A 13,502-nucleotide genomic window follows, 5' to 3' on the forward strand; every position below is an offset into this window, starting at 1 on the left:
CGTCGTGGAAGACCTCGAAGCGGTTCGGCTTGCCGGTCACCGCCGACGTGACCGGCTCGCCCGTGCCGTGGTTGCGCGCGAACCGCGGGAACGCCCCGCCCGCGACCTGGACCCGCAGCCGGTGGCCGCGGCGGAAGCGGTACGCCGTCGGGTCGAGCGTGACCTCCGCCGTCACCACGTCGTCCGCGTCCGCCGCCGGGAAACCCGGGCGCAGGCGCAGGATCCCGTCGGTCACGTTGCGGGAGACGCCGCCGGCGTCGACGTCGCAGAGCCGGACGTAGACGTCGGCGTGGCCGAGCTCGGTGCGCACGTGCACGGTCGCCGTCACCTCGCCGATGAGGTCGAGGTCCGACGGCAGCGGCTCGCCGGTGAACACCAGCACGTCCGGCCGGGCTTCGACTTCCTGGTTGTCGCGCTGCTTCCACTCGCCCGTCAGCAGCGGGCCGCCGACCGCGGGTGTCGGGTCGGCCGGGTCGTAGGTGAACGTCGTCGGCAACGCCGGTTCACCGAAGCTTTCGCCGAGCCCGCCGATCGGCCGCAGGTGCGCGTCGGTCGCCTTCGACGGCGGCGGCCACGACTCGAAGTCGAGCCACGTCCCGGCGCCCTGGAGGAACAGCCGGACCGGGGAGCGCTGCAGGTACGTCCGGTCGCCGAGCAGGTGCGCGCGCAGGAAGCCGAGCTGGTCGCGGATCATCGGGCCGAAGCTCGCCGGCTCGCCGTGCGCCCACGGCCCGATCGTGATCCGCGGCGCCTTGCCCGCGTCGGCGAGGTTCCGGAAGTCGCGCAGCTGCGAGCCGACGAACAGGTCGTACCAGCCGGTGACCATCGACACCGGGACGTCGAGCTTCGCCACTTCGGCGCTGTGGTCGGACATGGCCCAGAAGTCGTCGTCGGGGACGAAGTGCTCGGTGACGTCCTGGAGGAACCGCACCGGCTTGCCGATCGCGGCGACGTCGGCGCCGCTGATCGGCAGGTGCGCCATCGCCCGGCGGGTCTTGCGCGTCTGCAGCGGGTTCGGCAGTGCGGCGAAGCGTTCCTCCTGGCGGCCGATCAGCGCCGACCACGAGACCATGTTGTCCGCCGCGAGCACGCCGCCGGGGTAGAACGTCGAGACGAACTCCGACGCCGTCACACCGAGGCACATCGCGGCCAGCGGCGGGTCGAGGTACGGCCCGACCGCCCACTGCGTGTGCCCGAGGTAGCTGGCGCCGGCCATGCCGATGCGGCCGTCGCACCACGGCTGGGCGCGCAGCCACTCGGCGGTCGCGACGCCGTCCTCGCGTTCGAGGTGGAACGGCCGGAACTCGCCGCCGGAGCCGAACGAGCCGCGGGTGCTCTGGACGACCGTCTGCAGCCCGTGCCGGGCGAAGGTTTCGCCGAAGAGCTTCGAGGCCAGGCCCTTGCGCCCGTAGGGCGTGCGGATCAGCACCACCGGCGCCGACGTCGTCCCGGCCGGGGCGTACCGGTCGGCGAGCAGCGTGACGCCGTCGGGCATCGGCACGGCGAGGTCCCGCGTGACGACCGGCTTCGGTCCTTCGGCACGGGGGAGTCCGAGCAGCTTGTCGACAAGTCGGTCCAGCACGGGCGCCCGCCTTCCGAAGTGGAGTAGATCCTTCCGGATCCGACCGTACCTCAGTTCGCGCGCGCGAGGGTCTCCGGACGCAGCAGCTTCGCCAGCTCCTCGGCCGGGATCAGGCCCTTCTCGACGACGAGCTCGGCGACCCCGCGCCCGGTTTCCAGGGCCTCCTTCGCGATCTCCGTCGCGGCCGCGTAGCCGATGCTCGGGTTGAGCGCCGTCACCAGGCCGATCGAGTTCTCGACGTAGGCGCGCAGGACGTCCACGTTCGCCGTGATCCCGGAGACGCACTTCGTGGCCAGCGTCCGGCAGGCCGCGCCCAGGTGCGTGATGCTCTCCGACAGCGAGTGCAGGATGATCGGCTCGAACGCGTTGAGCTGCAGCTGGCCGGCCTCGGCGGCCATCGTCACGGTGACGTCGTTGCCGATCACCTCGAACGCGACCTGGTTGACCACCTCGGGGATCACCGGGTTGATCTTGCCGGGCATGATCGACGATCCGGCCTGCACCGGCGGCAGGTTGATCTCGTTCAGCCCGGCGCGCGGGCCCGACGACAGCAGCCGCAGGTCGTTGCAGCTCTTGGAGAGCTTGACCGCGATCCGCTTGAGGACGCCCGAAAGGTGCACGAACGCGCCGCAGTCCTGGGTGGCCTCCACCAGGTCCGCCGCGGTGACGACCGGCAGCCCGGTGATCTCGCGCAGGTGGCGGCAGGCGGCTTCGGCGTAGCCCGGGGCGGCGTTGAGGCCGGTGCCGATCGCGGTCGCGCCCAGGTTGATCTCGTGCAGCAGCGCGACGGCTTCGTTCAGCCGCTGCCGGTCCTCGCCGAGCATCACCGCGTACGTGCCGAACTCCTGGCCGAGCGTCATCGGCACGGCGTCCTGCAGCTGCGTGCGGCCCATCTTCAGCACGTCGTGGAACTCGACGGCCTTGGCCGCGAACGCCTTCTCCAGCACGACCATCGACTCCGACAGCTCGCGCACGGCGAGGATCGTCGCGACGTTGACCGCGGTCGGGTAGGCGTCGTTCGTCGACTGCGAGAGGTTGACGTGCTCGTTGGGGTGCACGACGTGGTAGTCGCCCTTGGCGTGCCTGAGCAGTTCCAGGGCCCGGTTCGCGATGACCTCGTTGGCGTTCATGTTGGTCGACGTCCCGGCGCCGCCCTGGATGACGTCCACGACGAACTCGCCGTGCAGCGCGCCTTCGCGGATCTCCCGGCAGGCCGCGGTGATCGCGTCGGCGATTTCGGGGGAGAGCAGGCCCAGCTCGGCGTTGGCGCGGGCGGCCGCTTCCTTCACCGAGGCCAGCGCCTCGACCAGGTGCGGGTAGGCGGCGAGCGTCGTGCCGGTGATCGGGAAGTTCTCGCGGGCGCGGGCGGTGTGCACGCCCCAGTACGCGTCGGCGGGGACGTCCTTGTCGCCCAGCAGGTCGTGTTCGCGGCGGGTGGTCATACGGAGCTCCCCACAGAAAGGATGAAACGCAGGTTTTCCGGGCCCGGCGGGACGTCGGCCCCGCACAGCCCGAGCAGCGCGGCCAGCACCGGGTACCGCGCCCGGTCCCCGCCGTCGGCGATCTTGACCGCGATCGCCGTGCCGTCCGGCAGCGCGGCGACCTGGACGGCCTCGAAGCCGTCCTTCGCGATCAGCCCGGGCACCGCGCGCATGACGGCGGTGACGTCCCGGCGGCTGCCGCCGACCAGCTCCGGGTGCCGGCGGATGCCGTCGGCGACCAGGCCTTCCGGGGTGCCCGGCGCGGCCGTGGCGATCTTCGACACGGCCGTCGCGAGCCCCCGCAGCGTCGTCGCGAAGAGCGGCGCGCCGCAGCCGTCGACCGCGACCCGCGCGATGTCCCGGCCGGTCAGGTCCTCGACGGTGGCGGCGATCGCGCGCTGCAGCGGGTGGGCCGGGTCGAGGTAGCCCTCGGCGGGCCAGCCGTTGAGCTCGCAGGTCGCGAGCATGGCGGCGTGCTTGCCGGAGCAGTTGTGCCCGAGCCGGCTCGGCGCCCGGCCGGCGGCGACCCAGCGGTCGCGCTCGACCGGGTCGAACGGGAAGTCCGCGGGGTTGCCGAGCAGGTCGGGGGAGCGGCCGTCGAGCACCTCGAGAGCGGCGTCGAGGTGCATCGCCTCGCCCGAGTGGCTGGCCGCGGCGATCGCGAACCCGGCGGGGGACAGCCGCAGCCCGAGCCGCGCCATCGCGGTGGCCTGCAGCGGCTTCGCCGTCGACCGCGGGTACATCGGGGTGTCGACGTCCCCGGCGGCGAACCGCGTCGAGCCGTCCGGGGCGAGCACCACGGCCGAACCGTGGTGGACACCCTCGACCAGGCCGTCGCGGATCAGCTCGACGAGGGGCTCGTGGCTCACAGGCCCTCCTCGTCGAACGCGCGCATGTCGATCCGCTTGCGGACGCTGAACCAGCCCACGACCAGGGCCACGGCGATGGCGGGCAGCGCCAGCAGGGTGATCCGGCCGGTCTCGTCGAAGCCCATCAGCACCACGACGGCGGCGAGGAACACCAGCGTCGCGATCTCGGTGTACGGCGAGAACGGCAGCCGGAACGACGGCCGCTCGAGGCCCTCGCGCTTCGTCTTGCGCACGAACAGCAGGTGGCAGAGCACGATGATGGCCCAGGTGGCGAGGATGCCGATCGCGGCGAAGTTCAGCACGATGTCGAAGGCCTCCTTCGGCACCAGGTAGTTGAGCCCGACGCCGAGCACGCAGACGGCCGCGGTGAGCAGGATCCCGCCGTAGGGCACGTGGTTGCGGTTCATCACGCCGGTGAACTTCGGCGCCGAGCCCGCCATCGCCATCGACCGCAGGATCCGGCCGGTCGAGTACAGGCCCGAGTTCAGGCTGGACAGCGCCGCGGTGAGCACCACCAGGTTCATCACGCTGTCCGCGGCGGGCACGCCCAGGTGCGAGAGCACGGTGACGAACGGGCTCTGGTCCTTCGTGTAGGAGCTCCACGGCAGCAGCATCGCCAGCAGCACGACCGAGCCGACGTAGAAGACCAGGATGCGCCACATGATGGAGTTGATCGCCTTCGGCATGATCTTCTCCGGGTTCTGCGTCTCGCCCGCGGCGACGCCGACCAGCTCGACCGAGGCGTAGGCGAACACCACGCCCTGCACGATCAGCACCATTGGCAGCAGTCCGGACGGGAAGATCCCGCCGTGGTCGGCGATCAGCTGCGGGCCGCCCGCGACGCCGTCGATCGGCGTCTGCGTGACCAGCAGGAAGATGCCGATCACCATGAACAGCACGAGCGCGGCGACCTTGACGATGGCGAACCAGAACTCCATCTCGCCGAACAGCTTCACCGACACCATGTTCAGCGTCAGGACGACGGCGAGCGCGATCAGCGCGAGCACCCACTGCGGGATCGGCGAGAAGAACGACCAGAAGTGCGCGTACAGCGCGATCGCCGTGATGTCGGCGATGCCGGTGGTCGACCAGTTGAGGAAGTGCATCCAGCCGGCGACGTACGCGCCCTTCTCGCCCATGAACTCGCGGGCGTAGGAGACGAAGGCGCCGCTGGAGGGCCGGTACAGGATCAGCTCGCCGAGCGCGCGGACGACGAAGAAGGCGAAGAGCCCGCAGACGCCGTAGACGATCGCCAGCGCCGGGCCGGCCTGGGCGAGCCGCCCGCCCGCACCGAGGAACAGGCCGGTGCCGATCGCCCCGCCGATGGCGATCATGTTGACGTGGCGGGACTTCAGGGCCTTGCTGTACCCGGCGTCGCCCGCGTCCGCGGTCGTGGCCGTGAGGGTCTGTTCGGTCACTGGTCCCCGTTCACGATGCTGGTCAGAGTGGCTTCGACGTGCTGCAGGTGCGCCGTCATGGCTTCGACGGCACCGGTCTCCGAGCCGTCGGCGATCGCCGTGACGATCTCCCGGTGCTCGATGTTCGACTGGCGACGGCGGTCGCCGAGCTGGTTGAGGAAGGCGGACTGGCGGGCGAGCGCGTCCCGGATCTCCTCGATCACCTTCCCGAACACCGGGTTGCCCGAGGCCTGGGCGATGGTGATGTGGAAGAGCGAGTCGAGCGCGACCCAGGCGGTGTTGTCGGTCTCGGCGTCCATCCGGTCGAGCAGGTGAGCGAGCAGGTCGAGGTCGTCCTGGCTGCGCCGCACGGCCGCGTACCCGGCGACCGGGATCTCGACGTGCCGGCGCACTTCGATGAGGTCGCGGGCCGAGTAGGGCCCGAAGGTGGGGTTGTCGGCCGGGCCGGTCGCGGTGACGAAGGTGCCCTTGCCGGTCTTCGACTCGGTCATGCCGAGCGCCTGCAGACCGCGCAGCGCCTCCCGGAGCACCGAGCGGCTGACCTCGAATTCCCTGCTCAGGGCCGCTTCGGAGGGGAGCTTCTCGCCGACGGCGTACTCGCCGCGCTCGATCGCGGCGCGCAGGTGCGCCAGCACGGCTTCCATGGCGCTCACCCGGCGAGGACCACCTTGTCCGGCTGTCTGGCTGTCAGACAGGTTCATGGCGGGAATGCTCGGTGCCGGTGCTCCCGGTGTCAACGCGAGTGCCACGCTCTGTGGCCCAGCTCACGACGCCCGGTGCGCGTTCCGGGCGAGTCGCGGACGGCTCGTTCGCCGTTTGCGTGACCGCCCGGCAGCGGCGCGTGTCGTGATCGTTTCCGCCCGAAGGAGCCGCGCGTCGGTGCTCTCCTCCGGCCCCGCCGAGGCGCACAATCGAGCCCGGCGAGTGCGGGATAAGGTGGGAGACCCGGGCGCGCCGGTCCGATCCACCTAGGGGAGGTTTTCGCTGGTGTCGAACGATTCCTTCGTCCACCTGCACGTCCACACCGAGTACTCGATGCTCGACGGTGCGGCGAAGATCGCCCCCCTCTTCGCGGAGGCCGCGCGCCTCGGCATGCCCGCGGTCGGCATGACCGACCACGGCAACATGTACGGCGGCGACGAGTTCTACCAGCAGTCCAAGAAGGCGGGCATCAAGCCGATCATCGGCATCGAGGCCTACATCGCGCCGGAGAGCCGGTTCCACAAGAAGCCCGTCTTCTGGGGCCAGGCCAACCAGCGCGGCTCGGACGAGTTCGGTGAGGGCGGCGACGTCTCCGGTGGCGGTGCGTACACGCACATGACCATGCTCGCGCAGAACGCCACCGGCCTGCGGAACCTCTTCAAGCTGTCCTCGCTGGCCAGCATGCAGGGCTACTACCGCAAGCCCCGGATGGACCGCGAGCTGATCGCCGAGAACCACTCGGGGATCATCGCGACCACCGGCTGCCCGTCGGGTGAGGTGCAGACCCGGCTGCGGCTGGGCCAGAAGGAAGCGGCGATCCAGGCCGCGTCCGACTACAAGGACATCTTCGGCGCGGACAACTTCTTCCTCGAGCTGATGGACCACGGCCTGCCGATCGAGCGGTCGGTCCGCGAGGGCCTGCTGGAGGTCGGCCGGCTGCTCGACCTCAAGCCGATCGCCACCAACGACTCGCACTACGTCACCAAGGACCAGGCGGACACGCACTCGGCGCTGCTGTGCGTCCAGGCCGGCAAGACCCTCAACGACCCGACCCGCTTCAAGTTCGACGGGGACGGCTACTACCTCAAGTCCGCCGCGGAGATGCGCGAGTACTGGGACAAGGAGGTCCCGGGCGCGGCCGACACGACCCTGATGATCGCCGAGCGCGTCGAGTCCTACGAAGACGTCTACGCGCACAAGGACCGGCTGCCGTTCTTCGAGGTCCCGGAGGGCTACGACCAGGGCAGCTGGCTGCGCGAAGAGGTCCAGCGCGGCCTGAAGTGGCGCTTCCCGGACGGCGTGCCGGACGAGTACTACAACGAGCGGATCGAGATCGAGCTCGACGTCATCATCGGGAAGGGCTTCCCGGCCTACTTCCTGATCGTCGCCGACCTCATCAGCTACGCCCGCCGCGTCGGCATCCGGGTCGGCCCCGGCCGTGGTTCGGCCGCCGGTTCGCTGGTCGCGTACGTCCTCGGTATCACCAACCTGGACCCGATCCCGCAGAAGCTGCTGTTCGAGCGGTTCCTCAACCCCGAGCGCGTCTCGATGCCCGACATCGACATCGACTTCGACGACCGCCGGCGCGGCGAGATGATCCGGTACGCCACCGAGAAGTACGGCTCGGACAAGGTCGCCCAGGTCATCACCTTCGGCACGATCAAGACGAAGGCGGCGATCAAGGACTCCGCGCGCGTCCACTTCGGCCAGCCCGGGTACGCGATCGCCGACAAGATCTCCAAGGCGCTGCCGCCGCCGATCATGGCGAAGGACATCCCGCTCTCGGGCATCGTCGACAGCAAGCACGAGCGCTACGGCGAGGCCGCCGAGGTCCGCGCGCTGGTCGAGACCGACGAAGAGTGCAAGACGATCTTCGAGACCGCCCGCGGCCTCGAGGGCCTGATCCGCAACGCGGGCGTGCACGCCTGCGCGGTCATCATGTCGTGCGACCCGCTGACCGACGCGATCCCGCTCTGGCAGCGCGACGACGGCTCGATCATCACCGGCTGGGACTACCCGTCGTGCGAGGCCATCGGCCTGCTGAAGATGGACTTCCTCGGCCTGCGGAACCTCACGGTCATCGGGGACGCGATCGACAACATCAAGGCCAACCGCGGGATCGACATCGACCTCGACACCCTGGGCGTCGAGGACCCGGAGACCTACAAGCTGCTCGCCCGCGGCGACACGCTCGGCGTGTTCCAGCTGGACGGCGGGCCCATGCGCGACCTGCTCCGCCGCATGGAGCCCACGGTGTTCGACGACATCGTCGCGGTCGGCGCGCTCTACCGCCCCGGCCCGATGGGCATGAACGCGCACAACGACTACGCCGACCGGAAGAACAACCGGCAGAAGGTCAAGCCGATCCACCCGGAGCTCGACGAGCCGCTGCGGGAGATCCTGGCCGACACCTACGGCCTGATCGTGTACCAAGAGCAGATCATGCACATCGGCCAGAAGGTGGCCGGCTACACGATGGGCCGCGCGGACGTGCTCCGCCGCGCGATGGGCAAGAAGAAGAAGGAAGTCCTCGACCTCGAGTACGAGGGCTTCGAGGCCGGGATGAAGGCCAGCGACCTGGTCCCCGGCGGGTTCTCCGCCGAAGCCGTCAAGGCGCTCTGGGACACGATCCTCCCGTTCGCCGGCTACGCGTTCAACAAGAGCCACGCGGCCGCGTACGGCCTGGTCTCCTACTGGACCGCGTACCTCAAGGCGAACTTCACGCCGGAGTACATGGCCGCCCTGCTCACCTCGGTGGGTGACAACAAGGACAAGTCGGCGGTCTACCTGTCCGAGTGCCGCCGGCTCGGCATCAAGGTGCTGCCGCCGGACGTCAACGAATCGGCCCTGCGCTTCGCGGCCGTCGGGGACGACATCCGCTTCGGGCTGGGTGCCGTCCGCAACGTCGGCGCGAACGTCGTCGAGTCGATCATCAAGACCCGCGAGGAGAAGGGCAAGTACGCGTCCTTCACCGACTTCCTCGACAAGTCCGAGCTCGTGGCCTGCAACAAGCGGGTGATCGAGTCGCTGATCAAGGCGGGCGGGTTCGACTCGCTCGGCCACACGCGGCTGTCGATGATCCAGGTCCACGAGGACGCGGTCGAAGCCGTCGTCCCGCTCAAGCGCCAGGAGGCGATGGGCCAGTTCGACCTGTTCGGCTTCGGCGGCGACGAGGGGGAGGCGGCGCCGTCGTCGTCCCCGCTCGCGCACCTGAAGTTCGGCGAGGAGGAGTACCCGCGCAAGCAGCTGCTCGCCTACGAGCGCGAGATGCTCGGCCTGTACGTCTCGGCGCACCCGCTGGACGGCGCCGAGCGGATCCTGCGCAAGCACGCCCCCAAGCCGATCGCGAGCATCCTCAACGATCCGCCGAAGGAAGGCGAGCTGGTCATCTCCGGGCTGATCACCTCGCTCGAGCGGCGGGTCAACAAGAAGGGCGAGCCCTGGGCGATCTGCACGGTCGAGGACATGGACGCCTCCCTCGAGGTGCTGTTCTTCCCGAAGTCGTACGCGCTCTTCGCGAGTGAGCTGATCGAGGACAACGCGGTCCTGGTCAAGGGCCGGGTGAACTGGCGCGAAGACAAGATGTCGATCTTCGGCGGCGGCCTGGCGACCCTGGACCTGTCCGAGGTCGGCACGGGCAACGGCGACGACGAGCCGCCCCTGGTCCTGCTGGCCGCGGCGGAGAAGATCGACCAGTCGGTGGTCAGCGAGCTGCGGTCCACGCTGCTGGCGCACAAGGGGGAGACCCCGGTGCACCTCAAGCTGGTCGGCAAGAACCAGACGGTCTTCGCGCTGTACGACTACCCGGTCAAGGTCAGCTCGATGCTGATCGGCGAGCTGAAGGGCATCCGGGGCATCACCGCGTCGACGTGACGCTCCGGGATCCGTGCGCACAACGCGCGCGGATCCCGCCCTTCGTGTTTGCTGGACACGATGACGTACGAACCGGACCCCCGCCGCTGGAAAGCGCTTGCCGTCTCGCTGACGGCCGGGTTCATGGGCCTGCTCGACGTCAGCATCGTCAACGTCGCCCTCCCGTCGATGCAGTCGGGCCTGCACGCGAGCAGCAGCGGGATCCGCTGGGTCGTCTCCGGCTACGCGCTGGCGTTCGGCCTGGTCCTGGTCACCGGTGGCCGGCTCGGGGACGCGTTCGGCCGCCGGAACATGTTCCTCGGCGCCCTCGCCGGCTTCGTCCTCACCAGCGCACTGGCCGGCGCGGCCCCGAACGAGACGACCCTCGTGCTCGCCCGCCTGGCCCAGGGCCTGGCCGCGGGCATGCTCACCCCGCAGAACACCGGCCTGATCCAGGACCTCTTCCGCGGCGCCGAGCGCGGCCGCGCGTTCGGGATGTTCGGCGCGGTCGTCGGGATCTCGACCGCGGTCGGCCCGATCCTCGGCGGGTTCATCATCGCCGTCTTCGGGGCGCAGGACGGCTGGCGCTGGGTGTTCTACGTCAACGTCCCGATCGGGGTCCTCGCGTTCGTCCTCGCGCTGCGGCTGCTGCCGCGCAGCGAGAAGAAGCAGCTCAGGATCCGCTCGGAGATCGACTTCGTCGGCATCGTGCTGCTCGCCGTCGCCGTCCTCAGCGTGCTGCTGCCGGTCATCGACTCCGACAGCGGTGGCTTCGCCCGGCTGTGGTGGCTGTTCCCGGTCGCGCTCGTCTTCGGGGTCGCGTTCGTGCGCTGGGAGCACTCGGTGGTCCGGCGCGGGCGATCGCCGCTGCTCGACACCCGTCTCTTCACCAGCACTCCCGGCTACGCCTCCGGCGCGGCGGTCGGGGCGCTCTACTTCTGCGGGTTCGCCGGGATCTGGCTGGTCTTCGCGGTGTACTTCCAGCAGGGCCTCGGCTATTCGCCGCTGCAGTCGGGTCTGTCGGTGACGCCGTTCGCGCTCGGCTCGGCGGTGTCGGCCGCCGTCGCCGGGCGGCTCGTGCCCCGGTTCGGCCGCCGGCTCACCGTGACCGGGCTGGCCATGGTCGCCGCCGGGATGCTGGCCGTCGCGCTGCTCGCCGAGCTGGTCCCGCCGTCGGCGTCCGGGTGGGCGTTCGCGCTCCCGCTGCTGTTCGCGGGGGTGGGCGGCGGGATGGTGATCTCGCCGAACACGACGCTGACGCTGGAGTGCGTGCCGGTCCGGATGGCCGGGGTCGCCGGCGGCGCGCTGCAGACCGGGCAGCGGATCGGCACGGCGATCGGCACCGCGGTGCTCGCGTCGGCCTTCGGCATGGTCCTCGGCCGCGGCTATTCCGTGGCGCTGACCGTCGCGCTCGGCTGCGCGGCCTTCCTGACATGTGGCGCGCTCGCTCTGGCGGTCGCCGAGCTCCGGGCGCGGCGGCGCCGGGCGTCCGAGGATGAGCGGGAAGACCGCCGGGCCGAGACGTCCGCGGCGGACGTCCACCGGGGCTGAGACACTACTTTCCGCAGATTCGCGATGCTCCATCCGAGTGACGAGCGCGGAAAGACACTGGTGCTACGGAGAGCAACCGGGTAGATCTTATGGAGCCTTCACTGCGCGGCTACGGCTACCGACAGTGGCAATCGGTCGGTCACCCGGGGATGGGGTGACCGGTTTGAGCGATCGAGGCGTCCGGAGTTCGAGGGAATGGACACACTCGGTCACCTTCCGTCCAGTGGGTGTCGGCGTCCGCGGGGGACCGTCCGGCACTCGCGGAAGGGCTGCCCATCGGTGCCCGCCGGCGCGTGACGGTGGCGGGCGGGCCCGGGTGAGGGGGAACCGGGCCCGCCCGTCTTCTTCACCCGTGTCGTGCTCGGCGCTCCCGCCCGGATCGTGCTGGGATGATCGCGTCCGTCCGAGGCCGACGCGGGGAGTTCCGATGACCGAGCAGCCGTCGCGGATCCGGGTCTGGTACCGGCCGATGCGCTCCCGCGACCGTGCCGAGCACCACCGCGTCGCGACACCCCTGGAACTGCTCTTCGACCTGTGTTTCGTGGTCGCCGTCGGCCAGGCCGCGGCCGCGCTGCACCACGCGCTCGCCGAGGGGCACGCCGCGCACGGCGTGACGTCGTTCGCGATGGTGTTCTTCGCGATCTGGTGGGGTTGGCTGAACTTCAGCTGGTTCGCCTCGGCGTTCGACACCGACGACGTCCCGTACCGGCTGGCCACGCTCGTGCAGATCGCCGGCGGGCTGACCATCGCGGCCGGGGTGTCCACCGCGTTCGAGGGCGACTTCCGCGTGATCGTCGCCGGGTACGTCCTGATGCGGCTGGCGATGGTGGTCCAGTGGCTGCGCGCGGCGCGGTCGGAGCCGGCGTGCCGTCCGGCCGCGCTGCGCTACGCCGCCGGGATCGTGGTGGTCCAGCTGCTGTGGATCGCGCGGCTGTGGGTGCCGGGGACCGCGGGCGCCGTCGCGTTCGTCGTGCTGGTGGTGGCCGAGCTCGCCGTACCGGTGTGGGCCGAGAGCAGCGGGGGGACGACGTGGCACCCGCACCACATCGCCGAGCGGTACGGCCTGTTCACGCTGATCGTGCTCGGCGAGGTGATCCTCGGCGCGACGAACGCGGTCAAGGAAGGCACCGCCGAGCCGGGGCACACCGGCACGCTGGTCTCCCTGGCCGCGGCCGGCCTGGTGCTGGTGTTCTCCATGTGGTGGCTGTACTTCGACCGGCCGGGCCACGCGCGGCTCGTCCGCCGCCCGACCATGTTCACGTCGATGAGCTGGGGGTACGGCCACTACTTCATCTTCGCCTCCGCGGCGGCCGTCGGGGCCGGCCTCGAGGTGGCGGTCGCCTACGACACGGGGACGCTGCACCTCGGCGGGGTGGCGGCGGCGTTGCCGACCACGATCCCGGTCGCGGTGTTCCTGCTGAGCGTGTGGCTGCTGCACATCGGCCCGGCGAACGAGTGCCGTCCGATCGCCATCGGGTTCCCGGTGACGGCGGCGCTCGTCCTGGCGGCTTCGGTCACGCCGGCGCCGATCCACGTGGCCGCCGGGCTCACAGCCGCTCTGGTCGTGCTGACGGTCGTCGCGACCCACGAGTCGCCGCATCCGGCTTGAGCTCCTATCGGTGCAGGTCAGCGGCCTGGCGCGAAAAAAGGTACCCCCCTGTGCAAGGGGGTTTCGGGGGCATGTAAAGTTCTCCAAGTCGCCAGGGAAACCGAGCGGCCGCCGGGAACACGAACCAAGCTCCCACGATCGTGGTAGAGTGGGTGGTCCCGAACCAGGGTGGTATCCCTGGAACAAAGCTTGAAACAAAAGCCGAAGACCAAGGCGCTTCGCGGCGCGGCGGTCCGAAGTGTGTTGCTTGAGAACTCAACAGTGTGCTAGTGAACTAAGCCAGTAGAGCTTATGTATTGAACCTCGTATGAGGTTCCTTTGAGAGCAAGAAAATTGCCTCGATTGAATTCGAAGACATTGTTGGAGAGTTTGATCCTGGCTCAGGACGAACGCTGGCGGCGTGCTTAACACATGCAAGTCGAACGCTGAACCACTTTC

8 protein-coding genes and 1 rRNA gene are annotated in these 13,502 nt (G+C 70.0%); 4 read left to right on the forward strand and 5 right to left on the reverse strand.

Annotated features, from left to right (window positions below):
- The 5 genes from CCN39_RS41370 to CCN39_RS41390 form a co-directional block, all read right to left on the reverse strand.
- On the reverse strand, window positions 1–1,582 hold a 1,582-nt coding region (locus CCN39_RS41370), incomplete at its 3' end, for a CocE/NonD family hydrolase (RefSeq protein WP_086851787.1).
- Between the two features lie 50 nt (window positions 1,583–1,632).
- Window positions 1,633–3,024 (reverse strand): aspartate ammonia-lyase, encoded by a 1,392-nt coding sequence (aspA, locus tag CCN39_RS41375; RefSeq protein WP_086851788.1) that lies wholly within the window; start codon window positions 3,022–3,024, stop codon window positions 1,633–1,635.
- Window positions 3,021–3,932, reverse strand: coding sequence for an asparaginase (locus CCN39_RS41380; RefSeq protein ID WP_086851790.1), 912 nt, complete (start codon window positions 3,930–3,932; stop codon window positions 3,021–3,023). The genes aspA and CCN39_RS41380 overlap by 4 nt, the downstream gene beginning before the upstream one ends.
- Window positions 3,929–5,350 (reverse strand): amino acid permease, encoded by a 1,422-nt coding sequence (locus CCN39_RS41385; protein ID WP_086851792.1) that lies wholly within the window; start codon window positions 5,348–5,350, stop codon window positions 3,929–3,931. Before CCN39_RS41385 ends, CCN39_RS41380 begins: the two co-directional genes overlap by 4 nt.
- Complete coding sequence (locus tag CCN39_RS41390; RefSeq protein WP_086851794.1) at window positions 5,347–5,994, reverse strand: FadR/GntR family transcriptional regulator; 648 nt, start codon at window positions 5,992–5,994, stop codon at window positions 5,347–5,349. Before CCN39_RS41390 ends, CCN39_RS41385 begins: the two co-directional genes overlap by 4 nt.
- 343 nt (window positions 5,995–6,337) lie before the next feature.
- On the opposite strand from CCN39_RS41390, the gene dnaE reads away from it, so the two are divergent.
- The 4 genes from dnaE to CCN39_RS41410 form a co-directional block, all read left to right on the forward strand.
- The gene (gene dnaE, locus CCN39_RS41395; protein WP_086851796.1) at window positions 6,338–9,925 is read left to right on the forward strand and encodes a DNA polymerase III subunit alpha; all 3,588 of its coding nucleotides are present in this window, start codon (window positions 6,338–6,340) and stop codon (window positions 9,923–9,925) included.
- A 60-nt stretch (window positions 9,926–9,985) separates the two neighbouring features.
- A complete protein-coding gene (locus CCN39_RS41400) occupies window positions 9,986–11,455 on the forward strand; it encodes an MFS transporter (protein ID WP_086851800.1) in 1,470 nt (489 codons plus the stop codon).
- Window positions 11,456–11,882: 427 nt separating this feature from the next.
- Window positions 11,883–13,064 (forward strand): low temperature requirement protein A, encoded by a 1,182-nt coding sequence (locus tag CCN39_RS41405; RefSeq protein WP_086851798.1) that lies wholly within the window; start codon window positions 11,883–11,885, stop codon window positions 13,062–13,064.
- A 357-nt stretch (window positions 13,065–13,421) separates the two neighbouring features.
- A 16S ribosomal RNA gene (locus CCN39_RS41410) occupies window positions 13,422–13,502 on the forward strand; the annotation flags it as partial.

Origin of the sequence: Amycolatopsis kentuckyensis (genome assembly GCF_002155975.1) — a bacterium.
Classification (GTDB): Bacteria; Actinomycetota; Actinomycetes; order Mycobacteriales; family Pseudonocardiaceae; genus Amycolatopsis; species Amycolatopsis kentuckyensis.